The organism is Intestinimonas sp. RTP31139st1_F5_RTP31139_211217, assembly GCF_040226735.1.
In the GTDB taxonomy this organism is placed as follows: Bacteria; Bacillota; Clostridia; order Oscillospirales; family Oscillospiraceae; genus Intestinimonas; species Intestinimonas butyriciproducens.
This window is the reverse complement of the sequence record NZ_JBCOAQ010000015.1, coordinates 15,169-39,034: the sequence shown is the minus strand read 5'-3', so window position 1 is coordinate 39,034 and position 23,866 is coordinate 15,169. Positions and strand designations below refer to the sequence as shown.

The window sequence follows — 23,866 nt, the reverse complement described above, 5'->3', positions numbered from 1 at the left end:
ATCCCCATGTGGGGATACGCCCTCTTGCCGTTTTAAAGGAAGGCTCAGGCCGGTGCGGACTGAGGCAGACCGCCGGCCCCCTCGGAGAGTCGGTTGCCCTTAAAATCCCGGTCCAGCCAGGGGTCCAGCGGGGCGCCGGACTCCGCCGCCTGGAAAAAGCGTTGCGTCTGTTTGGCCGCCGCCTCCACGGTGGCCGCGAGCTGGCGGGTGAGATATTCGTTGCTCTCTGCATAGGCATCGTGGGAATCGGCGGTGAGGAAGATGCCCTGCAGGGCCTTGAGCCCGGGCAGCGCGCCCACCGCGCGGTTGGCCGGGCGGCTCAGACGGTGGCCGGAGAGACGGGCGAAGAGGGCGGTGTCCCGCCGCATAGAGCGATAGCCCTCTTCCAACTGCTTGGGAGAGGTGTGCTGGTAGGCCCGGGCGGCGGCGGCGAACACCTCGCCGGAGGGCATGGGAGGGAGGTAGGAACGTCCCAGTGATACCAGGTCGTCCCGCTCCATCAGCAGGCGGTCGAACTCGGCTTCCATGGCCAGGTGAGTGACGGTCCCTTCGGCCGCCCTGCGGTCGATCCAGCCGTGACAGGCACTGTCCAGGGCCAGATGACACAGAAAACCGGCGGCATATCCTGCGGACATGGGGGCGTCCTCCTCCACCGCCTCCCGTAGGCGGCCGAATACGGGCAGCGCGGACCGGGCGTGCATGGCGACGCCCTCCCGGCGGACCGGGTTGGGCAGGGTCGGGCGGTAAAAGAAGAGTGGGTCAGGCCCCAGACAGCCCAGATCGAAGGCGGAACGCTCCCGGTTCAGAAGCAGGGAGAGCTCCTGCGGAAGCTGAGACAGGACCTGAGCGCCGAGGCTCAGATGGGCGTAATAGTTTGGCATGGCTGGGATTCTCCTCTGTTCGGATGCGATCGAATTTTGCGCCGTCCTCCACGGCGGCGTATCAATTCCTATCATACCACCGGATACGCCAAGACAAAAGCGGCAAAAAACGGGAAAAAGTCCGACGGGCAGAGCCGGCGGACTTTTTACGGCCTCTCAGCCGCCCAGATAGGCTTTTTTGACGTCCTCGTCTTCCAAAAGGGTGTGGGCGGGGGCTGTCTTGAGGATGCGCCCGGTCTCCAGCACATAGCCGCGGTCCGCCACCGAGAGGGCCATCCGGGCGTTCTGTTCCACCAGAAGGATGGTAGTGCCCGCCTTGTGGAGGGTCTGGATGATCTCGAAGATCTGCTCCACCAGAATGGGGGCCAGCCCCATGGAGGGCTCGTCCAGCATCATCAGTTTGGGGCGGGACATCAGGGCGCGCCCCATGGCCAGCATCTGCTGTTCGCCGCCGGAGAGCGTGCCGGCGACCTGGCGGCGGCGCTCCTTCAGGCGGGGAAACTGCTCGTAGACGGTCTCCAGGCCGGGAGCGACCTCACTGCCCGGACGGGTGTAGGCGCCCATCTCCAGATTCTCCTCCACCGTCATCTGGAGGAAGACCTGCCGGCCTTCGGGCACCTGGGCAAGGCCCCGTGAGACGATCTTGTGGGCCGGGACGCCGGCGATCTTCTGGTCCAGGAAGGTGATGGAGCCGGTATGGCTGTGTAAAAGGCCGGAGATGGTCTTTAAGATGGTGGACTTGCCCGCGCCGTTGGCGCCGATGAGCGTGACCACCTCGCCCTCGTCCACATGGAAGGAGATGTCCTTGACGGCGTGAATGGCACCGTAGTATACGTTGATGTTTTCCACATGCAGCATGGACATGGTGTCACTCCCCCTTCCCGGAGCCCAGATAGGCCTTGATGACCTCCGGGTTGTTTTGAATTTCGTCGGGCGTGCCCTTGGCGATGATGTGGCCGAAGTTCAGCACGCAGATGCCCTCACAGATGCCCATGACCAGGCTCATATCGTGTTCAATGAGCAGGACGGCGATCTGGAAGGTGTCGCGGATCTTTACGATATTCTCCATGAGCTCGGCGGTCTCGGAGGGGTTCATGCCGGCCGCGGGCTCATCCAGGAGCAGAAGGGAGGGATTGGTGGCCAGGGCGCGGACGATCTCCAAGCGGCGCTGGGCGCCGTAGGGGAGACTGCCCGCCTTGGCGCCGGCCAGATCCTGCATGTCGAAAATGGACAGCAGTTCCAATGCACGCTCGTGGGCAATCCGCTCCTCCTTCCAGTACCCGGGCAGACGGAGCACCCCCTGGAGGGTGCCATATTTGATGTGATTGTGGAGGCCGATCTTCACATTGTCCTCCACGCTGAGGTTGGAGAACAGCCGGATGTTCTGGAAGGTACGGGCGATCCCCATGCGGTTGACCTGGACCGTGGACTTGCCGGCGGTGTCTATGCCGTCGAGCAGGATGGTGCCCCGGGTGGGCTGATAAACCTTGGTTAGAAGGTTGAACACTGTGGTCTTGCCCGCGCCGTTGGGGCCGATGAGCCCGGCGATCTCGGTGCGGCCAATGGCCATGTTGAATTCGTCCACGGCGGTGAGCCCGCCGAAGTCGATGCCCAGATGCTGGGCCTCCAGAATGGGGGTCTTGTCCACGTCTCGCTCGGGGATGATATTGGGGCTGGGCACAGGGACCAGACGGGTGGGCTCTCTCCCGGGCTTATTCATGGCCGGATCCCCCTTTCGCATCGGCTTTGGCCACCGCACGGTCCCGCAGCTTGCTCTGGAGCTGGCCGCGGAGGTCCTGGAAGAAGGGGCTGTTGGTGAGCAGCATCACCAGGATGAGAACGATGGCGTAAATCAACATACGGAAATCATAGAAATCGCGGAGCATCTCGGGCAGCACATAGAGCAGGGCGGCGGCGATGATGGAGCCCCGGATGTTGCCCAGCCCGCCCAGTACCACAAAGACCAAGATGAGGATGGAGGTGTTGAAGTCAAACTTTTTGGCGGCGATGGAGGAGTAATTCATGGCGTACAGGGCACCGGCGGCGCCCGCCAGCACGGCGGAGGTGACAAAGGCCAGAAGCTTGTACTTGGTGGCGCCGATGCCCACGCTCTCGGCAGCGATGCGGTTGTCACGCAGTGCCATGATGGCCCGCCCGGAACGGCTGTTGATCAGATTGAGCACCACCGTCAGGGCGATGAGCACCAGGATAAAGCCAGCGGTGAAGGAGGAGAGCTTCACATTGGTCGTGACGCCCATGGGCCCCTTCAGAATGGCTTTGCCGCCCTCGCCCAGGGCCAGCGCGGCCTCGTTCTGGGTAGAGAAGTGGAGTCCGTTGCCGTCTATGCCCACATAGAGGATGTTGATGATATTTTTGATGATCTCGCCGAAGGCCAGGGTGACGATGGCCAGATAATCGCCCCGGAGCCGCAGAACGGGCACGCCCACGATAAAGCCGGCGATTCCGGCGCACACGGCGCCCACCAGCATGGCCACCGCCAGACGGACGGGGCCGGAGGGGATCGCCTGCTGGAGGGAGAGGGAGACCACAACGCCGGAGAACGCGCCCACGCTCATAAAGCCGGCGTGGCCGAGGCTCAGCTCACCGGAGATGCCCACTACCAGATTCAGGGCGATGGCCATGGTGACATAGGCGCAGATGGGCACAAGCTGTCCCTGCAGAGAGGGGGATAGGAGCCCGCCGGCGTTGAGGATCTGGAGGATCACGAAGGCGGCGATGACGATGCCGTAGGTAATGGCGTTGCGGAAGAGCCGTTTCCGGCCGGAAGAAAGGGTTTTCATATCGGCCACCTCACACTTTCTCACGCACGGTCTTGCCCAGCAGGCCGGAGGGCTTCACCAACAGCACCACGATCAGCACGGCAAAGACCACCGCGTCGGAGATATTGGTATTAAAGGCCTTGGCAAAGATCTCGATGATCCCCAGCAGGATGCCCCCCAGCATGGCGCCGGGGATGGAGCCGATCCCGCCGAAGACCGCGGCGGTGAAGGCCTTGATGCCGGGCAGGGACCCGGTGGTGGGCATCAGGGTGGGATAGGTGGAGCACAGCAGCACCCCGGCGACGGCGGCCAGCGCGGAGCCGATGGCAAAGGTCATGGAGATGGTGCGGTTGACGTCGATCCCCATGAGCTGGGCCGCGGCCTTGTCCTCGGAGCAGGCCCGCATGGCCTTGCCCATCTTGGTGTGGCCGGTAAAGAAGCTGAGCACCAACATGATGACCACGCAGGAGAGCACGGTCACAAGGGACACATAGGTAATGTTGACGCTCCCCAGGGTGAGAGAGCCGCCGGGGACCACGGAGGTAAAGACCTTGGGGTCGGACTTCCACAGCAGCAGGGCGGAGTTCTGAAGGAAATAGCTCACACCGATGGCGGTGATGAGCACGGCCAGGGAGGGAGCCTGCCGCAGGGGCTTGTAGGCCAGCCGCTCGATGACCATGCCGAGGATGGTGCATACCACCATGGCCAGCAGCACCCCGGCGATGGGGGGCAGACCGAACTGGCCGGTGGCGAAAAAGCAGACGTAGGCGCCCACCATGATGATGTCACCATGGGCGAAATTGAGCATCTTGGCAATGCCGTAGACCATGGTATAGCCCAGGGCGATGATGGCGTAGACGCTGCCCAGGCTGATGCCGTTGATCAGGTTGTTGAGAAGACTCAAGCCAGTCACCTCTCTTTTCTTTCTCTCTGCAAAAGGTCCAAAACGGGACTATATGGCAGACACATCAGCAGTCGCTCCGGCCGCGGATGTGTCCGCCATACAGGCGGGGGCCGTCTCCGGCCCGGAATGGGGAAAAGAGGGCTGCCGAGAGACCCGGCAACCCTCTTCCTGGGTTCCCTTTTCTGGTTTTCTTACTGAGTGACGTACACGCCGCCCTCGACCTTGACGACCACGGGGGCCTTGGAGACCTCACCGGTGGAGGACCAGGTCATGCCGGTGCCGGTCAGACCGTCCACGCTGAAGTCTTCGGAGGTGAAGGTGGACACCAGTGCTTCGCACACGTCGGCGGCGCTGGTGTCTGCGGTGATGCCGGCCTTCTGGCAGGCCTCATAGATGGCGTAGATGCAGTCATAGCCATCGGCGGCGAACTGGTTGGGAATGCCGTCGTACTGCCCTTGGTACGTGGTGACGAAGTTGACGGTGCGCTCATCGGTGCCCCAGGCGTTGAAGGGGGTCATCAGCATCAGACCCTCGGCCAGGGAGGTATCAAAGCCCTCCAGGTCCAGGATGCCATCCATGCCGTCGCAGCCGAAAAAGGTGGGGGCGTAACCCATGGTCTTGGCCTGGTTCAGGATCAGGGAGGCGGGGGTGTAGTAGATGGGCATGAACACCAGGTCGGCGCCGGCGCTCTGGGCCTCACCCAACTGCACGGTGAAGTCGGCGTTGGTATCGTCGGGGAAGGTGGTCACGGAGACGACCTCCAGGCCGATGGCGTCGGCCTCGGACTGGAAGGCGTTGTAGATGCCGGTGGAGTAGGCGTCGCCGTTGTTGTAGATGACGGCAACCTTGGTGCCCAGGCCGTTCTCCTTGATGTAATTAGCGGCGGTGAGGCCCTGATTGGGGTCGGTGAAGCAGACCTGGAAGACGTTGTCCCGCCCGCTGGTCACATCGGTGGAGGAGGCGGAGGGAGTGAGCTGGAAGTAGCGGTCGTTGAAGGTTTCGGCGGCCACGGCCACGCAGGGAGTGGTGGTGGTGCAGCCGTAGATGAGCTGCACGCCGTCGCCCTTGAGCTTGTTGTAGGCGTTGACGGCCTTCTCGGCGTCGCCCTCGTCATCCTGGAAATCCAGGGAGAACTGGAGACCGCCCAAGGCGTTGATTTCCGCTACGGCGACCTCGGCGCCCTGCTTCGTGGCCAGGCCGTACACGGCGGCGGAGCCGGTCAGGGGGCCGATGCCGCCAATCTTGATGACGCCGGAAGCACCGGAATGGTCGGCAGGAGCAGAGGTGTCGGCGGGGGCGGGCGTGGCGGAGCCGCTGCCGCCGCCGCAGCCGGCCAACAGGGACAGGCCCAGGGCGCCTGCCATGGCAAGAGACAAAGCGCGATTCATTTTCATTGTAAAACCCTCCTTTAGGTTGTTGACAATTATAAGCCTTGCCCCATAAAATTGTCAACCGTTGTTTTTGACAACCTAAAAAGAGGAAAGAAACAAAGATATCCACAAAAGTGACAAAAGCAGCTTACAAAAGAAAGCCGCCGTCCACCCCAAGGACCTGCCCGGTAATAAAGCCCGCCTGAGGAGAGGCCAAAAACAGGGCGGCGCGGGCCACGTCCTCGGCCGTGCCCAGACGGCCCACCGGGGTTTCCTCGGCAAGCGTGTGCAGGTCCCCCGCAGACAGCGCGCAGTTCATCTGTGTGTCAATCACACCGGGTGCCAGGCAGTTGACCGTCACCCCGGAGGGGCCAAGCTCCTGGGCCAAAGCCTTTGTAAGCCCGATCACACCGGCCTTGGCCGCCGAGTAGGCCGCCTCGCAGGATGCGCCGGAACGTCCCCACATCGAGGAGATCGTGAGGATACGCCCATACTTCCGGTGTACCATGTGCCGATAGGCCGCCCGACAGCAGTAAAAGACGCCGTCCAGGTCGGTGCCCAGCACCCGGCGGTAGTCCGTATCCGTCATATCGCAGAGAAGGCCTGTCCACGCGACGCCGGCGTTACATATCAGAATGTCAAGTTGACAAAAAATATCCAACACATTGTCAACCAAAGACTGGGCCTGGCCGGGATCGGACACGTCGGCCTGAAAGGCCCGGACCGAATATCCCGAGGAGGAGAGCTCCTCCACCAGGGCGCGGGCTTCGGCTTCGGAGCGGTGGTAGTTGACCGCTACCGCATAGCCGGCGGCGGCAAATGCGCGGGCCATCGCCGCACCGATACCCCGGCTGCCGCCAGTGATCAGAACCGTCTGCTGCATGAGAGGGAGGCACCTCCTCGTACTCCGGGTGCGGCTCTGTGCCGACATCCCGTCTGTGTCAGTATCATCAGTATAGCAGGACAGGTGTAGTTTGAACAGTGGAAGATTTCAGATGCGGGAGGTTTTCTATCATAATATGAAAGAAAGAGGATCAAAAAGAATCTGAAAAGGTGTTGACAAAGCAAGATAAAAATGATATTATAACCTTCGCCATTTGGACGATTAGCTCAGCTGGTATGAGCATCCGCTTGACGTGCGGGAGGTCACAGGTTCAAGTCCTGTATCGTCCACCAGTGAATCCCCAGGAACTGTACAGTTTCTGGGGATTTTTATTTAGATTTGTAGAAGGCCCGCCGCCATGTTGCTGTTCCGGTACGGTTCGAGGCATGGGGGAAGCAAAGGGACGTTCCGAGGCGAAGAGACGGACTCTGCGGAAGCACTTCAAGAAAGAGCCTTGGCGCTTTGCGCCAGGGCTCTTTTGCGCTTATAAGGTAAAGGGCCGCAGAGCGGTGGCAGGCATGTGGCGGGGCGGTTTTTGGACACAAAAAATAAACTGGTTATATTTTGATACCAAATAGGTTACTTTATAGTACCATATTTGCCTATACTTAACGTCAAGGCGGTGGTACGTATGCCAAGAAAGAAACTTGACGAATTAGCCTTCACTTTGCGGGTATACCGCGAGAGCGTGCAAAAATTGGATTACATTGCGGGGGCCAACGGCAGAAGCCGCAACAGTGAGATCAATCAGGCCATCAAACAGTATATTGCCCGCTATGAAAGGGAAAACGGACCGATCGAAAGGGCAGAGGGGGACGGCTGAAGGGAAAATCTGTTTTTTAGGCGCTGCTGTGGATATTATTTTCTGTTTTTCGGCAAAAATCTCTTTATTATGCTGGAATTTGTGATAAAATAGGGACGAACTTTGCAAGGCAAGGTGATGCTATGTGCGGTTAAGCGACTTCGAGCTGTTTTGCGAAAGACATCAAAGCGGAATGTTCTATATTGCATGTAATGTCCTGGGCGACTCGCAAAAGGCTGAAGACGCTGTACAAGAAGCACTGTTCCGCATTTATCGGACCTTTGGGAAGCTCAGCTTCAGGACTGCGCGCGAAGAACGCGTTTACGCGCTGCGCGCCGCCAAAAATGTGGCAATCGATCTTCTTCGGCAGAACAAGCCCTGTGAGACCTTGGATGATATCAGTATGGACAAGCTCTCCATGGAGCGGGGAGACACCACGTATTCCGCAGCGGCGGCACACTCCACAGAAGAATATGTCGGCAGATTTATTCAGGCGCTTCCAGAAAAGACAAAGGCCATTTTCAGCTATCGATCCCTCGGCCTGTCCGACAAGGAAATCGCCGAGACATTGTCTATCACTCCGGATAATGTCCGGACGATTGCCTTTCGGGCCCGGAAAAAGCTGATGGATTCTTTGGAGCGGGAGGGACTATTTTGTGAATCAGATCGATGAAATGATCCGAGAGTCAATCCTTGACGATGACGACGCCCTTCTCAAAGCGGCCGAGCAGGCGGAGCACACATTCTCCGAGCAGTTTTATGAGGGATTGGAGGCCCTGCAGCGCCGCGGTCCCGCCCGCAGGAGGCGGCGCTTCCTGCCGGGGAGGGTGCTGGCCGTGGCCGCCACGGTGCTTCTGCTCCTCGGCGTTCTGACGGCCGGGGCCTTCTGGGAGCAGCTCAACCTATTCTTCACACAGGTGCATGACACCTACACGAAATTATACGTCACGCCCCGAGCCCCGGAGGACTTAGCGCCTGATGTCGATATCCCCTCCGACTGGACAAGCTACTGGTATCCGCAGGACATGCCGGAGGGATATGGCTTTTCCGGTGCTTACTATGCCGATGGCGCGATAAAAACCATTGTTTTTTCCAATGATGAGGCGCAGGCAATCAGCATCCTGCAATGCGATGCAAGCACGCCTCTGTTCAACGACAACGAGGCAACTGAGGCGGAGGGGATCTATGTGAACGGCTTCAGCGCCTATGCGATCGAAAAAGAGGTTGCCGGCACCGAGCTGAGGGTCCTCTCCTGGTCCCAGGGGGGCAGCAACCTTTGCCTGCAGGGAGAGTGTGCCTTTGATGAGCTGCTGGAAATCGCAGAGAGCATGAGACTAATCCAGAAGGAGGACAATTAGATGAAAAAGAAACTGACATCGTTGCTCGCGGTCCTGCTGGTCTTCTCCTTTGCGGCCTCGGCCAGCGCGGCGGTCGCCCGGTGGTCCTATCTCAGCACCCTGGGCATCACCCTGGAGGAGAAGGACGACGGGATACAGTGGGGCGCCACAGCCATGGCGTATTCCGTGCAAAGCGTCACGGCGGTCAAGGTGGACGTCAAGCTGCAGTTGAAAACCTCCACCGGCTGGCTGACCGTGGCTTCGAAAAGCAACAAGGAGTCCAGCCACATCTCGGGGGCCGGCGGCACCTATACCGGCAACATCGCCGGGGACAGCTACCGGGTGTCTGCGGAGGTCTATATCTACGACGGCAGCACCGAGCTGGAGTATGTCGGCCCCATATATGAATATTTAGATACATAAATTATGTCAGAATATGTTATAAAAAGTGTCATATCTCCCGTTTTACCTCGTTCTATTTAGTGTGGGCCCGGTACACAGCCGGGAAAATAAATAGAAGAGAGGTAGATTCCAATGAAGCATTCCGAGCGCGCGCCCATCTATGAGGTGGTGCAATCAGAGGTTTCCATTGAGGAGGCCGGACAGTGTACCACTTACGGCATTGCCTGTGTGTTCAAGGACAGCACAGCAGGCAAGTCCCAGGCCATCACGATAGCGGATATCTCGGTCGACCGGGCCTTTGTGGAGGACACAGCCAGCTTCTTCAATCGGGTCTCGCTTTCGCCTCACTGTTTTCGGCGCGCCGTGATGGAGATTATCCCTTAAACACATCCAAATGAAAGCATTCTGCATTTCCGCTTGCTCATCAAATACACATATGTCATGTCGTTCGGAGTGCCCTTGGCGGTCTGGAACGGCATGGGACACGCCGGGCCTTATCAGATTCTGATCAGGCCCGGCGCTTTTTCTGGGACAAAGGGACCCCGGCGGCAGTCCCGGCGCACCGGGACATATCGGCTTATTAGCCAAAAAAGCGCCTGAAATTTTAGACGAAGTATATATTGCAACAAAAAATCATATATGATATATTGTGATTAGCAAAATCGTATATGATATATGATTTGGAGGGGTATCAATGACGATCCTTGACTTAAGCACAGCAATCGAGATGGGCTTGGCATCGGACAAACCTCACCAAGCTCCTCAGATCATCTATCGCAGCCATGCGGACAATGCAGAGACGGTGGCCAAGGCATATGGCGTGACAAAAGACGAGCTCCCGTATGGAATTGGCTGGGCAAATGAAACGATCACGCTGGCGTCTCACAGCGGATGCCACATGGATGCCCCGTGGCACTACTTTCCAACGATGAACAACGGAGAACCATCCCGCACAATAGACCAGGTGCCTTTGGAATACTGCTTTTCCGATGGAGTTCATCTGGACTTCAGCCAATGGGACCCCAGAAAGATCATTCATGCCGACGATATTCGGCGGGTGTTGGATCAAATGGAGTACCAATTAAAGCCGCTGGATATTGTGCTGCTGGAAAGTGGAGCGGCGCCTCACTTTGGACAGCCCGATTATACCAGCTACGGGGCGGGCGTCAGTGAGGAAGCCACTGTCTGGCTGATGGAGCAAGGGATCAAGGTGGTGGGTACGGATTCCTTTACGTGGGATATGCCATTTGCTCTGGCGGCCGAGCAGTATCGGGAAAAGCGCGATAACCGGATGATCTGGGAAGGCCACTTCGCGGGGCGCCGTGGGGAGTATTATCAAATGGAAAAATTGACAAACCTGGATCAACTGCCGGGATACGGATTCAAGGTCATCTGCTTCCCGGTGAAGCTTAAGGGCGCCAGCGCAGGGTGGACCCGTGCTGTCGCACTATTGGATCAGTGAATTTGGGGGAGACCCGATTCAATCTTGATGTGCTAAGGAGGAGTAGTGTAATGAAAAAGGCAGTGGCAATGTTGCTCGCAATCTGTATGGCGGTAGGACTGGCTGGCTGTGGCGGGGGTTCGGAGCCCGGAGCTGGCGGAGGAGAGGGAACTACCATAGAACATCCCTCCTCCATTGTCATCTGCGCCAGCAACTCGGGGAATATCTGGTATAGCTGTGCGGTCAAGATCTCAGAGCTGCTTATGAAGGAGTTCCCCGATATGTCCGTAACGGTGATTGAGGGCGGGGGCGACGCCAACATCGATGTGGTGAACCTGGGGACGGACGCCCAGTTGGGATTTACCAGCAGTACATCCCTGGTTCCCGCCTTTGCGGGAGAAAATGAGAACGTCAAGGATTGCTCCAACGTAAAGGCACTGATGAGTGTGCAGATGAGCTATGCACAGACGGCGGTGCTGGCCAGCAGCGATATCCACACCTTTGCGGATCTGGCCGGTAAGCGCGTCGCGGCGGGTACCTACGGTCAGGTCGCCATGTATACGATGAATGCGCTGCTGGAAGGCCACGGCATGAGCGAGGCGGATCTGGCCGGAGGCGCTTACCAGATTGTCTCCCCCAGTGAATATCCCGACCAGTTTTCCGATGGTCATCTGGACGCGTGCCATATCAACGGCAACCTGCCCATGGCCACCCTGGTGCAGATCGATTCCACAGATCCGATTCGCCTGCTCCAACCCACGGATGAAGCGCTGGAACACATTTTGGAGAAGTATCCCTCTTTCTACACCGTTGATGTGCCGGCCAATCAGTATGCCGGCCAGCCCGACCCGATGAAACTGCTGGCCTATGACGGCATGCTGATTGCAAACGGGGACCTGCCCGGAGAATTTCTGGCCCGCGTGGTGGAGCTGATTGCAGAATCCGGCGAAGAGATGTTTAACCGCGGGTCCTGGGAACAGTGCGGGACCTTCGTGACGCAGGACAATACCGCACCAGAGGTCTATGACCTGCTGAAAAGTAAAGGCTCCGTGGAGTAAAGGACAATTCTTTGGGAGGGAGAAATGATGCTAAAACGGAAAGACAAGCTGCTCCAGAAGGAACTGGAAAGTACAGATGTGGGCCCCTCCTCCACAGAGACCGCACCTGCAAAGAATTGGGTACAGGACACCCCTCTATGGAGGGTGGGGACTGCCATCGCCATCGCCCTGGGAGTGTATCACTTTGCCACCTCTTTTGTGGGAATCCCCCAGGCTTGGCTGCATCGGGCGATCCACATGATGTTGGTGTTGCTGCTGGCCTATATCAGTTTTGGAAAGGTGAAGAAACCCATCCGGTACCTGGAAAAAGGAATTACAGTCGGATTTCTCTGCCTTGCATTCGTCTACATTCTTGTGTACTACAATGACATTCAACTCCGTGCGGCCTTTCCGACCACGCTGGATCTGGTGATCGGGACCGGATTGGTGGCGCTTGTCATTGTGGCCTGCTGGCGTTATGTGGGGCCGGCCATGGCGTGGGTCATCATTGCCTTCTGCCTGTATGCCGTGCTGGGATTTCTGCTGCCGGGGCGGCTCAAGGCCCCGCAGCTCACCTTCCCCTATATGATCTCCTATCTGTTCAACTCTAATTTCGCACTGATGGGGTCGACCACAGGTGTGGCTGCCACCAGTGTGGTTATGTTCGTCTTTTTTGGCGCGCTTCTGGACAAGTCCGGGGCAATGAAGGTGTTCAGCGATATCTCTATCATGGCGACACGCAGAATCACAGGAGGGCCAGCCAAGGCGTCGGTGATTGCCTGTGCTCTGGTGGGGATGATTCAGGGCAACTCCATTACGAATGTGGCTACGACGGGTACGTTTGCGATCCCTCTGATGAAGCGGGCTGGCTATTCCAAGGAATTTGCCGGCGCCGTAGAGGCGACCGCGGCCACCGGAGGTATGATCATGCCTCCGGTCATGGGGGCCGCCGCCTTTTTGATGGCGGAATACACATCGACTCCCTATTCAAAAATCATTGTTTACGCCATAGTGCCCGCGCTGCTGTACTATCTGGGGGTATTCCTGGCCGTGCATCTGCGGGCACTCAGGTGGGACCTGAAACCGGTGGAGCTGGAGCTCTCCCTGAGTAAGAAAGAGATGCTCTGGCAGGGGCTCACCTGCTTGGCCGGATTCCTGACTCTGATCGTCATGCTGGTTGCGGGATTCTCAGCCACGCGCTCCGCGCTGTTTGCCACGTTGGCACTCACGCTGGTTTGGGTGATCCGGCCCGTAGACCGCCTGACCCTGCGGGGATTTTTAAAAGCCGTGGAGTCCGGCGGCCGTGGGATGCTGTCCGTCAGCACGGCCTGTGTCGGGGCGGGCATCGTGGTCGGCTGCATTGGGATGACCGGGCTGGGGATCAAAATCTCTGTGCTGGCCAGCATTGTCAATGCCAACGTCTGGGCAGTGCTCATTATGAGTATGGTCGTATGTATTATTCTGGGCATGGGACTCCCCGTGACGGCATCCTACGTTCTGGCCGCCACGACGCTGAGCAGCGTTTTGACCGGCTACGGGTTGGAGCTGATCCCTGTGCATATGTTCCTGCTGTACTTTGCCACCATGTCCGCCATCACCCCTCCCGTCGCGCTGGCCTCTTATGCCGCAGCCGGGATTGCAGACGCATCGCCCAACAAGGTGGGCTGGCAGGGCTTGGTGCTGGTGCTGCCGTCGTTCCTAGTCCCATTTGTGTTTATTTTTAACCAAGAGCTGCTGTTGATCGGTAACGGATTGGATATTATCCTGGCGGTACTGTCCGCATCGGCTGGTATCTTTGCGTTTTCTATTATTACAGAGGGCTGGATATTCGGTAAGGTTCCCACTCCGGCGCGAGTTTTGCTGGGCGTGGCCGTGGTTTGCCTGCTTATGGTGGGTGTTGCCACAGACCTGATCGGCTATGTGATCTTAGCGGCCGTCGTCTTAACCAATTACATGGCGGCGCGGAAGCGCAAAAAGGAGCTTGCATAGGATTTCTTCAAAAATTGACAGTTCGATTATATATGATATATAATATATTTAATGTGATGCAGTAATTGGACTGTACAGTTAGGAGGCAATAATCGATGCGAGCATATAAAAGCAAAGTAGATCTTGTCTATGAAAATCTGCTCTCCGGGATTGAAAACGGAGTATACGAGCCGGGGAAACGCCTGGTCATTAGTCAGTTGGCAAAGGACAACGAGAGCAGTGAAATCCCTGTCCGGGAGGCGATACGCCGGCTGGAAAGCGAAGGATACGTAGAGATCCAGGCAAACAAAGGCCCCTATGTGAAAGCCTTTGATCCGGAGAAGGCCATAACCATCTTCCAGATCAAGGGGGTCCTCGAGGGGTACGCATCCAGGCTGGCAATTGACTATCTCACAGAGGCAGATCTTGACGGCCTGCGCGAGCTGAATACGCAAATGCAGGCTTGCGAAGAGGCAGGGCAGAACTACAGCGATTTAAATCAAAAATTTCATTTGGCAATTTATCAAAGGCTTCCCCAGAGAGAGCTATATGATATGATCTGTGAATTGTGGAAGAAGTGGGGGATTACCCGTTCCGTATTCTCCATGGCACCGAGTATGATCCCGGGTTCGATCAAGGATCACGAGCACATCATCCAGCTTCTCTCGGAAAAAGATTATGATGGCGTAGAACAGTGTGTACGTGCGCATAAGGAAAAAGCGGGCGCGGTCATGAGCGCATATCTGCGGAAGAGGAAAGAATAGCTCTATTACACGCTGGGTCTCCGCCGAAGGAGAGAACCATGGAAAAACTGATTATTACCGTAGCGACCACAGGAAGCGGAACACCTCTGAGCAAATGTCCCAACCTTGCGATTACCCCGGAGCAGATCGCGGAAGAAGTGTACCAGTGCTATCTGGCCGGCGCCAGCGTCGCGCACATCCATGTGCGGGATGAGCAGGGAGGACGCTCCATGGACTTTGCCCGCTTCAAGGAGACTGTGGAGCGGATCCGGGACAAATGTGATATTCTCATCAATCTGACCACCTCCGGCATGGAGTTTTCTGAAGAAGTGCGGCTCAAGCCTCTGGAACTGCGGCCTGATCTGGCCTCTTTCAACGCAGGCTCCATGAATTTTGGAGAGGGTATCTTCATCAACAAGGAAGATATGATGAAGCGCTTTGCACAGGCCATGCGGGAATACCATGTAAAGCCGGAAATCGAGTGCTATGACGCGGGCATGGTGGAAAACAGCCTGCGCCTTCATAGAGAGGGGTTCCTTTCGGGGCCGCTGCATTATCAGTTCGTACTGGGGGTAAAAGGCGGTATGGCCGCCACAGAGCGAAACCTCCTGTTCCTGGCCGAGAGCATTCCCGCGGATGCGACGTGGGGAGCGGTCGGCCTTGGAAGACAAGCGCTGACGATCAGTACGATGGCCATCCATATGGGCGGAAACCTCCGTGTGGGAATGGAGGATAATATCTATATTCGAAAGGGCATCTTGGCGGAGCACAATGTAGAATTTGTGGATCGAATCAAACGAATCGCGGACGAGTTTGAGCGCCCCCTGGCCACGGTCGGCGATGCGCGGCGAATCTTGGGGCTGGATGAGGTGTGGGCATGAAGAATCGTGCAGTCATCGTAAATGCGGTGCGTACACCCGTTGGGAAGATGCGGCAGTCCCTGGCCGGCGTGCCCGCCATGACCCTGGCGGCCGAAGTCATCAAGGCCTCCATACAGAAGGCGGGGATCGATCCATCCAAAGTGGATGAAGTCCTGTTCAGCAACCTGATGAACAACGACAATGGAAGCCCCGCCCGTATGGCTTGGCTGGCGGCGGACATGCCGATGGAGGTGCCGGGCGCTACCATTGAACGGCGGTGCGCCAGCTCCTTGACCGCCCTGGCCTTTGCCGCGGCGCTGATCGAGTCGGAGCACGCGGATATCGTTATGGCCGGCGGTGTGGACAGCTATTCACAACAGCCGATTTTGGTCAAACGTCCGGAGCAGGCCTATCCGAGCACCCTGAAGATTCTGGAGGTCAAGCGGTCTCCGGACAATATCGGAGATGTATCCATGCTTCAGACTGCGGAAAACTTGGCCGAGCAATACGGAATCAGCCGGGCGGCCTGTGACGAGTTTGCCTGCCGCAGCCATAAGCTGGCGGCGGCGGCATGGGCGGAGAGATTGTTTGATGAGCAGATTGTCCCCATCACGATCCCGCAGAAGAAAGGGGCGGCAAAGACCGTCGTGATGGACGACTGTGTCCGCCCTGACTGTACGGTAGAGTCCCTAAGCAAACTAAAGCCCGTTGTCAAAGCCGACGGCGTGGTAACTGCCGGCAATAGCTCGCCTATGAACGATGGAGCGTCTGCTATGTTGGTCATGTCTGCGGCGCGGGCAGAGAAAGAGTGCCTAGAACCGCTGGGAACCGTGACCGCATTCGCCTGTGCCGGATACCACCCGCATTATATGGGATACGGCCCTGTGGTGGCCACGCAGAAGCTGATGGCACAGACCGGACTTTCGCTGAAAGACTTCGACCTGATCGAAATCAATGAGGCGTTTGCCGCACAGAGTTTGGCCTGCCTGAAGGTCTTAGGCCTGGATAACGAAGCGGATATGGCACGTATCAACGTCAACGGAGGCGCCATTTCAATCGGGCACCCTAATGCGGCCAGCGGGGGTATTCTGGTGGCCCGCATCCTGCATGAGATGAAGCGCCGGAATGTAAAGCGCGGACTGGTGACCTTCTGCATCGGCGGGGGACAGGGCATGTCCCTTGTGGTGGAACGCTAGGTTAGAGGACAGCGCCTGCAAGGCTATGTGAATCACGAAAAGAGAGCGGCGGAGGGACCATCCCTCCGCCGCTCTCTTTTAACAGGCTGGGAGGGCACGTCCCGGACGGAGCTGTCCGGCAGTGGTCAGATCAAAAAAGAGGATTGACAGGGCGGTGGCTGAAACTTATGATATATCATAGATATATCAGTGAGGACTGAGACGGCAGGAAAGGGGTTTTCAAGATGGAACAACTGACCTATACGACGCTGGGGGAGTGGAAAGGCTATCTCCTCCGGCAGGCGCCCGAGCGGGTGCTCCAATTTGGCGAGGGGAATTTCCTCCGGGGTTTTGCCGATCACTTCATCGATGTGATGAACGAGCGGGCGGGCTTCAACGGCAAGGCAGTGGTGGTGCCTCCGGCCTCTACCGGCAAGGCCGCGCGCATCAACGCGCAGGAGGGGCTTTACCAACTCTGTCTGCGGGGGAAGTATGACGGCGCGGTGGTAAACGACCGGCGGATCATCAGCTGCATCAGCCGGGGGCTGGATGTCTTTACGGACTGGGAGGAACTGCTGCGTACCGCCCGCAGCCCGGCGCTGCGCTTTGTGATCTCCAACACGACGGAGGCGGGCATCGTCTATGATGGGTCCTGCCGGTTTGACGACCGACCTCCCGCCTCCTTTCCTGCCAAGCTGACCCGCCTGCTGTGGGAACGTTGGCAGGCGGGAGAGCGGGGGTGGGTGCTGCTGCCCTGCGAGCTCATTGCGGACAACGGCAGCGTGCTCCGGGAGTACGTGCTCCGCCACGCCGAGGATTGGGGCTTGGGGGAGGCGTTCCGGCGCTGGCTGCGGGAGGAGAACCGCTTTTGCAGCACCCTGGTGGACCGCATCGTCACCGGGTATCCCAAGGACTGGGCGGAGGAACTCCATGCGAGCAACGGTTACCGCGACGCGCTTCTGGATACTGCGGAGCCATTTGGACTGTGGGTGATCGAGGGAGACGAGTCCCTGGCGGAGGAGTTCCCCGCGCCGCAGGCGGGCCTGCCGGTGAAGTTTGTGGCCGACCACCATCCGTACAAGGAACAGAAGGTGCGTATACTCAACGGCGGTCACACCGCCATGGTGCCTGCGGCCTTCTTGGCGGGGCATGATATCGTCCGCACCTGCATGGAGGACCCTGCGGTCCGCGCCTTCCTGGAGGGAGCCCTCTTTGAGGAGATCATCCCCACCCTCTCCCTGCCCCGGACGGACTGTGAGGCATTTGCCAGGGCGGTGGAGGAGCGGTTTTCCAATCCCTATATCGACCACAGGCTGCTGGACATTGCCCTCAACTCCGTGTCCAAGTGGCGTGCCAGGGTGCTGCCCAGCGTAAACGCCTTCCTGGCACAGAACGGCCGGGCGCCGGACCGCCTCACCTTCTCGTTTGCCGCTCTGGCCGCTTTCTATACCCAGGCAGAGCGGTGCGGCCATGCCTATCCGGTTCGGGACGAGCCCGCCGTACTGGACTTTTTTGCCCAAAACAGCGGGCTGGCGCCGGAGGCGCTGATCGCCGCCCTGGCGGCCCGCACGGACTTCTGGGGGGAGGATTTGCGCACGCTGCCCGGCTTCGTCCCGGCGGCGGGGCAGGCTTTGGCCCGGATCCGTGCAGACGGCATGGCCGCGGCCCTGGCGGATTGCAGATAGGAGGGACAGATATGGCAGTACTGCGGATTCATCCCAGGGACAACGTTGCCGTTGCCCTTTCTCCCGTCGCGGCGGGGGAACGTGTCCGGGTGGAGGGAAGAGAGGTCACAGCGCTGGAGGACATCCCACAGGGACACAAGCTAGCGCTCGCCCCCATCGCCGCCGGGGGCGAGGTGATCAAATACGGCTGCCCCATCGGGCGGGCCAAGAGGGATATCGCCCCCGGGGCGTGGGTGCACAGCCATAACCTGGGCACCGCGCTGGACGAGGACAAGACTCCGGGGGCGCAGGTGACCGCCTTGACCCTGGAGCCGATGCCGGTCCGGACCTTCCGGGGCTACCGGCGCCGCGACCGAGGGGTGGGGATCCGGAACGAGATTTGGATCATCCCCACGGTGGGCTGTGTCAACGGTGTGGCCCAGGCCCTGGCGCGGGCGGTGGAGACCTATGCCCGGGGGCGGGTGGACGGCGTATACGCCTGGCCCCACCCTTATGGCTGCTCCCAGATCGGGGAGGACCAGGAGGCTACCCGGCGCATCCTCTGCGGACTGATCCGCCACCCCAACGCGGGGGGCGTGCTGGTGCTGGGCCTGGGGTGTGAAAACAGCAGCATCTCGGTGCTCCAGGAGCTGCTTGGCGGCTGGGACAGCGCGCGCACGGCCTTCCTGGAATGCCAGGCCGCGCAGGATGTGCTGGCGGAGGGGGAGGCCCTGCTGCGTGGGCTGATCGACCGCGCAGCAGGACAGATCCGGGAGGAGATCGGGGTGGATGAACTGATCGTGGGGCTGAAGTGCGGCGGGTCCGACGGTCTGTCCGGCATCACCGCCAATCCCCTGGTGGGGCGGGTGGCCGACTGCCTGGTGGCCATGGGCGGCACCGCGCTGCTGGCCGAGATCCCCGAAATGTTTGGGGCGGAGGCGGTGCTTTTCCGCCGCTGCGCCGACGGAGATACAGCCCGGAGCCTGCCCGCCCTTGTGGAAGAATGCAAGGATTACTTTGTCCGCCACGGCCAGGTAATCTATGAAAATCCCTCTCCCGGCAATAAGGCGGGGGGCATTACGACCCTGGAGGAAAAATCGCTGGGCTGTGTGCAGAAGGGCGGGAGCTCTCCTGTGAGAGATGTACTCCATTACGGAGAACGGACGAAAAAGCGGGGCCTGTGCGTACTTCAGACCCCGGGCAACGACTTGGTATCCACCACCGGACTGGCGGCGGCGGGGGCCCAGCTGATCCTCTTCACTACCGGCAGGGGGACGCCCTTCGGCGCGCCGGTACCCACCGTCAAGATCTCCACCAACACCGCGCTGGCGGGACATAAGGCGGGCTGGATCGACTACAGCGCCGGCGGCCTGGCGCAGGGAGAGGGCTGGGACAAACACACGGAGGCCCTGCTGCGGAAGGTGCTGGATACGGCCTCCGGCGCGCCCACCCGGTCGGAACAGGCGGGCTACCGGGATCTCGCCATTTGGAAAGACGGCGTGACCCTGTAGGGATATGGAAAAAGGGCGGACCCATTTGAGAAATGTCATTAAGTTAAACCTTTGGGCACACATAAAAAGTACCCACCCTATTTTGAACGGGGTGGGTACTTTTTCTACAGGAGCGGGACATAGGTTCTACATGATGCAGCTTTTTATATCATATTCCAGCAAGTCAAGCGTTCATCTTTTCGACAAACTGGAAATTGTCAATATCTTTTCGGTTTCTGCCATATCCTTTTCAATTAATGGACGCATACTGTCCTTGTACTTAGATAAATCAGCACGTTTAAGGCTTGATAATATCCTTGGAATATACTGTGGCTTTGCTAAGCCTACCTGTGCAAGAGCCTTAACACACTGTCTTGCGGTAATCGGTTTTTCATCCATTATATGCGTGAGAAAATCAGATATAATTGAATCAAAATGATTTTCCTCATCCCACTGAGCATTTGCTGCCAGAATATGCAGCACTCGATTTCTTACCAATGATTTTGGATGGTCAAGCAACGATGCAAAGTCGTCAAAATATTCGTACCATTCATCTGTTTCCTGACTTTCGGATATTATTTTATCGGCAAGAGCACAAGCATATTTATCATCCTTTGCGGTCAACTTCGCTACGATATTCTCTTCCATTACCGTCCTCTTTCGAATTCTGGTTTGTATGATTGGGTGCTTTCTTTAAAGCATACCAAACATAGAATAAAGGAATGGCATGCGAACAACGGAAAGCACCTTTCTGTCCCTCAACGGCTGGTTTTTTAGATTAACTTAATGACATTGCCCATTGGGTTCTCCCAGCCTTTCCAATGCCGTTACTTTCCCGGTGCTCTGCCCCGGGAAAGTTTTCGCCCCGCCTGCCGAACGCCTGTCGGCACAGGCTTTTCACGGCCTTTGTACGCACACGTTCCGGCACCCTTCCCGCCGACCAATCGGCGGCCCCTGGCGCCGCTTCAAAAAGAACTGTGCATCATGGTGTTGATGGCCTCCTGATAGGACAGATGAATGTGATCGGAGAGCAGCCGGCAGGATTTCTCCAGATCCTGTTCCAGAATGGCGTTCAGGATATCGATATGTTCCCGGTTGCTGGCCCGATACCGGATGGGGCGCCAGGCGGTGACCCGGATCAGGTTCAGGTAGTCCACCAGGCTGCGCATCAGGTTGGTGGCATATTGATTTCGAAGCGTGTCCACCAGTTCCAGGTGGAAGCGGTTGTCCAGCTCGATCAGCGGCGCCGCCGTCTCGGCGGAATTGCCGGCGCTGTCGTCCTCGTGCTGGAGCAGCAGTGCGCGCATATCCATTGCCCACTGAGGGTCCACCATGGTGAAGCACTGGCGGAGGATCGTGGGCTCCAACAGTGAACGGATCTCAAAAATATCGTGGATGTCCTTGGGGGTGGGGCGGGTGATCTCGATCCCGCGCCTGGGATGCACCGTAACCAGATTGTCCTGCGCCAGCGCCAGAATCGCCTCACGCACCGGTGTGCGGCCCAGGCACAGCATCTCTTGAAGCTGGGACTCGTTGATAAACTGTCCAGGGATCAGCTCCTTTTGCAGGATCATGGCCTTGATCTGGTCGTATGCGACCTGTGACAGGCTTTCCCGCTTTTGGGCAAGTGCTTTTGCCATAAGGCACCTCCGCTGTAATATATCAGATGATTGAAAATAGGTGGTATGTAATATATCAAGAACACTGTCAGTATACCAGCATATGCCAGGGATGTCAAGGACGGAAACAGGTTCATGGATAGGACTTATGGCGAAAATCAACAGTTCGTTTTCAGAACAGAATATTTTTTTGGCAAAATGGTCTGGTTTTTGCTTGACACGGCGGGCAAACTATGTTATGTTTGGCTACAAGAGATATATCACAAATATATCATTCATATATGATGGGACTTTGAACAGAACGGCAAAACCTGTGAACGGGACGGAGGATGGAAGAATGAGACCATTCCTTGACGAGGATTTTCTGCTGGATACACAGACGGCCAGGGCGCTTTACCACGGCGTGGCGGAGGGGATGCCCATTTTGGACTACCACTGCCATGTCAGTCCGCGGGAGATTGCGGAAGACCGGGTCTTCCGCAACCTGACCCAGCTGTGGCTGGAGGGGGACCACTACAAATGGCGGCTGATGCGCGCCAACGGTGTGCCGGAGCGGCTCATCACCGGGTCTGCGCCAGACGAGGAAAAATTCCAGGCCTGGGCCGCCACCTTAGAGCGGTCGGCGGGCAATCCCCTCTATCACTGGAGCCATTTGGAGCTCAAGCGATATTTCGGCTATGACGGGCACCTCACCGGAGCCAACGCCAAAGAGGTCTGGGACCACTGTCAGGCGGCCATCGGGGAAGGGATGCACGTGCGGGACATCCTGAAAAAGTCCAACGTGACCCTGATCTGTACCACCGACGACCCGGCGGACACGCTGGAATGGCATGAGAGGCTCTCCGACGACCCGACGCTGGAGACAAAGGTCCTCCCGGCATTCCGACCGGACAGGGCGGTGAACCTGGAGAAGGAGGACTTCCCCGAATACATAAAGCGGCTCTCCGCCTCCGCGGGAATGGAGATCGGCGGCTGGCAGAGCCTTCTGGACGCCCTGGAGCAGCGGCTGAACTTCTTTGACGCCCACGGCTGCGCGCTGGCCGACCACGGGCTGGACAATATCTGCTTCCGCCCTGCTGGGGAGGCAGAGCTGGACGGGATCTTGAAAAAGCGCCTGGCGGGAGAGGGTGTGACGGAGGAGGAACTGTGGCAGTATAAAACGGCCCTGCTCCTGTTCTTTGGCCGGGGCTATGCCAAGCGGGGCTGGGCGATGCAGATGCACTTTGCCGCCCAGCGCAACAACAATTCCCGCATGTACCGCCTGCTGGGACCGGACACCGGATATGACAGCATCGGACCGGCGGTGCGCCTGCCGGATCTGGCCGCCTTCCTGAACGCGCTGGACGAGAACGGAGAACTGCCGCGGACCATCCTTTACTCCCTGGAGCCCGGCGACAATGCGGGCCTTGTGACCCTGATGGGCTGCTACCAGGGGGAGGGCGTGCGGGGCAAGCTCCAGCACGGTTCGGCCTGGTGGTTCAACGACTGCAAGGAGGGCATGGAAGCCCAGCTCAAGAATCTGGCCGCCGGCGGCGTCCTGGGCAACTTCATCGGGATGCTCACCGACTCCCGCAGCTTCCTGTCCTATACCCGGCACGAGTACTTCCGCCGCATCCTGTGCGCTCTGCTGGGACGCTGGGTGGAAGAAGGGCAGTTCCCGGACGACAGGCAGGCGCTGGAGCGCCTGGTGGCCGACATCTCCTACCGCAACAGCGTTGCCTACTTCGGCTTCGGCCGCTATCACTTACGGGGGGCAGAAACGTTATGAGTATGATCAGCGTCAAGGGACTCCGAAAAAATTTCGGCAAGCATGAGGTCCTCAAGGGCATCGACATCGAGATCCAGCCCGGCGAGGTGGTGGCCATCGTGGGCCCCTCCGGGTGCGGCAAGTCCACCTTCCTGCGTTGCCTCAACCTGCTGGAGAAGCCCTCCGGCGGCTCGATCCTCTACCATGACGTGGATCTGGTCTCCGGCGCGCCTAAAGAGACCAACAAGGTCCTGCTGGGCATGGGCATGGTCTTTCAGCAGTTCAACCTGTTCCCGCACAAAACGGTGCTGGACAACATCACGCTGGCCCCCATCAAGGTGCAGGGCACCGGCAAACGGGAGGCCGAGGAAAGGGCCCTGAAGCTGCTCAGAACGGTAGGCCTGGAGGACAAGCGCGACGCCTACCCCAATCAGCTCTCCGGCGGTCAGCAGCAGCGCATCGCCATCGCCCGCTCCCTGGCCCTTCAGCCGGAGGTCATGCTCTTCGACGCGCCCACCTCCGCGCTGGACCCCGAGATGGTGGGCGAAGTGCTGGACGTCATGAAGAAGCTGGCCGCCGACGGCATGACCATGCTGGTGGTCACCCACGAGATGGGCTTTGCCCGTGAGGCGGCCGACCGGGTCATCTTCATTGACGGCGGTGTGATCGTGGAAGACAGCGAGCCGCAGGAGTTTTTCGCGCATCCCAAGAACAAGCGTCTCCAGGATTTCCTGAGCAAGATGCTTTGATCTAAATCAACCAC

The 23,866-nt window shown here is 58.5% G+C and carries 24 protein-coding genes and 1 tRNA gene; 16 read left to right on the top strand and 9 right to left on the bottom strand.

What is annotated here, in order from left to right; all coding sequences use genetic code 11:
- Positions 1 to 44: 44 nt before the first annotated feature.
- From ABUA09_RS10700 to ymfI, 7 genes are all read right to left on the bottom strand, one after another.
- Entirely contained in the window at positions 45 to 881 is an 837-nt protein-coding gene (locus ABUA09_RS10700) for a zinc dependent phospholipase C family protein (protein WP_075705013.1), read from the bottom strand.
- A gap of 156 nt (positions 882 to 1,037) precedes the next feature.
- A complete protein-coding gene (locus ABUA09_RS10695) occupies positions 1,038 to 1,739 on the bottom strand; it encodes an ABC transporter ATP-binding protein (RefSeq protein ID WP_033119248.1) in 702 nt (233 codons plus the stop codon).
- Between the two features lie 10 nt (positions 1,740 to 1,749).
- Complete coding sequence (locus ABUA09_RS10690) at positions 1,750 to 2,601, bottom strand: ABC transporter ATP-binding protein (protein WP_058116865.1); 852 nt, start codon at positions 2,599 to 2,601, stop codon at positions 1,750 to 1,752.
- Entirely contained in the window at positions 2,594 to 3,682 is a 1,089-nt protein-coding gene (locus ABUA09_RS10685; RefSeq protein ID WP_033119247.1) for a branched-chain amino acid ABC transporter permease, read from the bottom strand. The genes ABUA09_RS10690 and ABUA09_RS10685 overlap by 8 nt, the downstream gene beginning before the upstream one ends.
- A gap of 10 nt (positions 3,683 to 3,692) precedes the next feature.
- Positions 3,693 to 4,565: a branched-chain amino acid ABC transporter permease gene (locus ABUA09_RS10680; RefSeq protein WP_033119240.1), complete on the bottom strand. Its 873-nt coding sequence runs from the start codon at positions 4,563 to 4,565 to the stop codon at positions 3,693 to 3,695.
- 191 nt (positions 4,566 to 4,756) lie between these two features.
- Positions 4,757 to 5,953 (bottom strand): ABC transporter substrate-binding protein, encoded by a 1,197-nt coding sequence (locus ABUA09_RS10675; protein ID WP_033119246.1) that lies wholly within the window; start codon positions 5,951 to 5,953, stop codon positions 4,757 to 4,759.
- A gap of 130 nt (positions 5,954 to 6,083) precedes the next feature.
- Positions 6,084 to 6,818 carry an elongation factor P 5-aminopentanone reductase gene (ymfI, locus tag ABUA09_RS10670; protein ID WP_116721545.1) on the bottom strand — a complete coding sequence of 245 codons (735 nt, stop codon included), beginning with the start codon at positions 6,816 to 6,818 and terminating at the stop codon, positions 6,084 to 6,086.
- A 216-nt stretch (positions 6,819 to 7,034) separates the two neighbouring features.
- Here ymfI and ABUA09_RS10665 point away from each other — a divergent pair.
- The 14 genes from ABUA09_RS10665 to ABUA09_RS10600 all read left to right on the top strand — a co-directional run bounded on the left by ABUA09_RS10665 (position 7,035) and on the right by ABUA09_RS10600 (position 19,758).
- A tRNA-Val gene (locus ABUA09_RS10665) sits at positions 7,035 to 7,111 on the top strand.
- Positions 7,112 to 7,449: 338 nt separating this feature from the next.
- On the top strand, positions 7,450 to 7,641 hold the full coding sequence (locus ABUA09_RS10660) for a CopG family ribbon-helix-helix protein (RefSeq protein ID WP_033118489.1): 192 nt from the start codon (positions 7,450 to 7,452) through the stop codon (positions 7,639 to 7,641).
- A 124-nt stretch (positions 7,642 to 7,765) separates the two neighbouring features.
- The gene (locus ABUA09_RS10655) at positions 7,766 to 8,293 is read left to right on the top strand and encodes an RNA polymerase sigma factor (protein ID WP_349949356.1); all 528 of its coding nucleotides are present in this window, start codon (positions 7,766 to 7,768) and stop codon (positions 8,291 to 8,293) included.
- The gene (locus ABUA09_RS10650; RefSeq protein ID WP_216521443.1) at positions 8,277 to 8,978 is read left to right on the top strand and encodes a DUF4367 domain-containing protein; all 702 of its coding nucleotides are present in this window, start codon (positions 8,277 to 8,279) and stop codon (positions 8,976 to 8,978) included. The genes ABUA09_RS10655 and ABUA09_RS10650 overlap by 17 nt, the downstream gene beginning before the upstream one ends.
- A complete protein-coding gene (locus tag ABUA09_RS10645; RefSeq protein ID WP_208318965.1) occupies positions 8,979 to 9,380 on the top strand; it encodes a hypothetical protein in 402 nt (133 codons plus the stop codon).
- 111 nt (positions 9,381 to 9,491) lie between these two features.
- The gene (locus ABUA09_RS10640; RefSeq protein WP_116721540.1) at positions 9,492 to 9,743 is read left to right on the top strand and encodes a DUF6514 family protein; all 252 of its coding nucleotides are present in this window, start codon (positions 9,492 to 9,494) and stop codon (positions 9,741 to 9,743) included.
- 310 nt (positions 9,744 to 10,053) lie between these two features.
- On the top strand, positions 10,054 to 10,821 hold the full coding sequence (locus ABUA09_RS10635; RefSeq protein WP_033118485.1) for a cyclase family protein: 768 nt from the start codon (positions 10,054 to 10,056) through the stop codon (positions 10,819 to 10,821).
- Between the two features lie 50 nt (positions 10,822 to 10,871).
- On the top strand, positions 10,872 to 11,858 hold the full coding sequence (locus ABUA09_RS10630) for a TAXI family TRAP transporter solute-binding subunit (protein WP_033118484.1): 987 nt from the start codon (positions 10,872 to 10,874) through the stop codon (positions 11,856 to 11,858).
- A 27-nt stretch (positions 11,859 to 11,885) separates the two neighbouring features.
- Positions 11,886 to 13,826 (top strand): TRAP transporter permease, encoded by a 1,941-nt coding sequence (locus ABUA09_RS10625; RefSeq protein ID WP_033118483.1) that lies wholly within the window; start codon positions 11,886 to 11,888, stop codon positions 13,824 to 13,826.
- 95 nt (positions 13,827 to 13,921) lie between these two features.
- Complete coding sequence (locus ABUA09_RS10620; protein ID WP_052082789.1) at positions 13,922 to 14,569, top strand: GntR family transcriptional regulator; 648 nt, start codon at positions 13,922 to 13,924, stop codon at positions 14,567 to 14,569.
- A 38-nt stretch (positions 14,570 to 14,607) separates the two neighbouring features.
- The gene (locus ABUA09_RS10615) at positions 14,608 to 15,429 is read left to right on the top strand and encodes a beta-keto acid cleavage family enzyme (protein WP_033118482.1); all 822 of its coding nucleotides are present in this window, start codon (positions 14,608 to 14,610) and stop codon (positions 15,427 to 15,429) included.
- Positions 15,426 to 16,604 (top strand): thiolase family protein, encoded by a 1,179-nt coding sequence (locus tag ABUA09_RS10610; protein ID WP_033118481.1) that lies wholly within the window; start codon positions 15,426 to 15,428, stop codon positions 16,602 to 16,604. Before ABUA09_RS10615 ends, ABUA09_RS10610 begins: the two co-directional genes overlap by 4 nt.
- A 224-nt stretch (positions 16,605 to 16,828) precedes the next feature.
- A complete protein-coding gene (locus ABUA09_RS10605) occupies positions 16,829 to 18,268 on the top strand; it encodes a tagaturonate reductase (protein ID WP_195607684.1) in 1,440 nt (479 codons plus the stop codon).
- Positions 18,269 to 18,279: 11 nt separating this feature from the next.
- Positions 18,280 to 19,758, top strand: a complete 1,479-nt coding sequence (locus ABUA09_RS10600; protein ID WP_349949355.1) for a UxaA family hydrolase — start codon at positions 18,280 to 18,282, stop codon at positions 19,756 to 19,758.
- Positions 19,759 to 19,929: 171 nt separating this feature from the next.
- Here ABUA09_RS10600 and ABUA09_RS10595 read toward each other — a convergent pair whose 3' ends face one another.
- Both ABUA09_RS10595 and ABUA09_RS10590 read right to left on the bottom strand, forming a co-directional pair.
- Positions 19,930 to 20,385, bottom strand: coding sequence for a hypothetical protein (locus tag ABUA09_RS10595; protein WP_033118478.1), 456 nt, complete (start codon positions 20,383 to 20,385; stop codon positions 19,930 to 19,932).
- A 317-nt stretch (positions 20,386 to 20,702) separates the two neighbouring features.
- Positions 20,703 to 21,377: a GntR family transcriptional regulator gene (locus ABUA09_RS10590; protein ID WP_075705072.1), complete on the bottom strand. Its 675-nt coding sequence runs from the start codon at positions 21,375 to 21,377 to the stop codon at positions 20,703 to 20,705.
- Positions 21,378 to 21,693: 316 nt separating this feature from the next.
- Between ABUA09_RS10590 and uxaC the strand changes: the two genes are divergently transcribed.
- A complete protein-coding gene (uxaC, locus tag ABUA09_RS10585; protein WP_058116878.1) occupies positions 21,694 to 23,124 on the top strand; it encodes a glucuronate isomerase in 1,431 nt (476 codons plus the stop codon).
- A 2-nt stretch (positions 23,125 to 23,126) separates the two neighbouring features.
- On the top strand, positions 23,127 to 23,852 hold the full coding sequence (locus tag ABUA09_RS10580; protein ID WP_349949359.1) for an amino acid ABC transporter ATP-binding protein: 726 nt from the start codon (positions 23,127 to 23,129) through the stop codon (positions 23,850 to 23,852).
- The last annotated feature ends 14 nt before the right edge of the window (positions 23,853 to 23,866 follow it).

Bases quoted from the DNA above. Each gene is read 5' to 3' on its own strand.
- ABUA09_RS10605 (WP_195607684.1), top strand. From the start codon at position 16,829: ATGGAACAACTGACCTATACGACGCTGGGGGAGTGGAAAGGCTATCTC.
- uxaC (WP_058116878.1), top strand. From the start codon at position 21,694: ATGAGACCATTCCTTGACGAGGATTTTCTGCTGGATACACAGACGGCC.
- ABUA09_RS10625 (WP_033118483.1), top strand. From the start codon at position 11,886: ATGCTAAAACGGAAAGACAAGCTGCTCCAGAAGGAACTGGAAAGTACA.
- ABUA09_RS10645 (WP_208318965.1), top strand. From the start codon at position 8,979: ATGAAAAAGAAACTGACATCGTTGCTCGCGGTCCTGCTGGTCTTCTCC.
- ABUA09_RS10620 (WP_052082789.1), top strand. From the start codon at position 13,922: ATGCGAGCATATAAAAGCAAAGTAGATCTTGTCTATGAAAATCTGCTC.
- ABUA09_RS10690 (WP_058116865.1), bottom strand. From the start codon at position 2,601: ATGAATAAGCCCGGGAGAGAGCCCACCCGTCTGGTCCCTGTGCCCAGC.
- ABUA09_RS10635 (WP_033118485.1), top strand. From the start codon at position 10,054: ATGACGATCCTTGACTTAAGCACAGCAATCGAGATGGGCTTGGCATCG.
- ABUA09_RS10685 (WP_033119247.1), bottom strand. From the start codon at position 3,682: ATGAAAACCCTTTCTTCCGGCCGGAAACGGCTCTTCCGCAACGCCATT.
- ABUA09_RS10640 (WP_116721540.1), top strand. From the start codon at position 9,492: ATGAAGCATTCCGAGCGCGCGCCCATCTATGAGGTGGTGCAATCAGAG.
- ABUA09_RS10600 (WP_349949355.1), top strand. From the start codon at position 18,280: ATGGCAGTACTGCGGATTCATCCCAGGGACAACGTTGCCGTTGCCCTT.
- ABUA09_RS10615 (WP_033118482.1), top strand. From the start codon at position 14,608: ATGGAAAAACTGATTATTACCGTAGCGACCACAGGAAGCGGAACACCT.
- ABUA09_RS10590 (WP_075705072.1), bottom strand. From the start codon at position 21,377: ATGGCAAAAGCACTTGCCCAAAAGCGGGAAAGCCTGTCACAGGTCGCA.
- ymfI (WP_116721545.1), bottom strand. From the start codon at position 6,818: ATGCAGCAGACGGTTCTGATCACTGGCGGCAGCCGGGGTATCGGTGCG.
- ABUA09_RS10700 (WP_075705013.1), bottom strand. From the start codon at position 881: ATGCCAAACTATTACGCCCATCTGAGCCTCGGCGCTCAGGTCCTGTCT.
- ABUA09_RS10675 (WP_033119246.1), bottom strand. From the start codon at position 5,953: ATGAATCGCGCTTTGTCTCTTGCCATGGCAGGCGCCCTGGGCCTGTCC.
- ABUA09_RS10595 (WP_033118478.1), bottom strand. From the start codon at position 20,385: ATGGAAGAGAATATCGTAGCGAAGTTGACCGCAAAGGATGATAAATAT.
- ABUA09_RS10610 (WP_033118481.1), top strand. From the start codon at position 15,426: ATGAAGAATCGTGCAGTCATCGTAAATGCGGTGCGTACACCCGTTGGG.
- ABUA09_RS10630 (WP_033118484.1), top strand. From the start codon at position 10,872: ATGAAAAAGGCAGTGGCAATGTTGCTCGCAATCTGTATGGCGGTAGGA.
- ABUA09_RS10580 (WP_349949359.1), top strand. From the start codon at position 23,127: ATGATCAGCGTCAAGGGACTCCGAAAAAATTTCGGCAAGCATGAGGTC.
- ABUA09_RS10660 (WP_033118489.1), top strand. From the start codon at position 7,450: ATGCCAAGAAAGAAACTTGACGAATTAGCCTTCACTTTGCGGGTATAC.
- ABUA09_RS10695 (WP_033119248.1), bottom strand. From the start codon at position 1,739: ATGCTGCATGTGGAAAACATCAACGTATACTACGGTGCCATTCACGCC.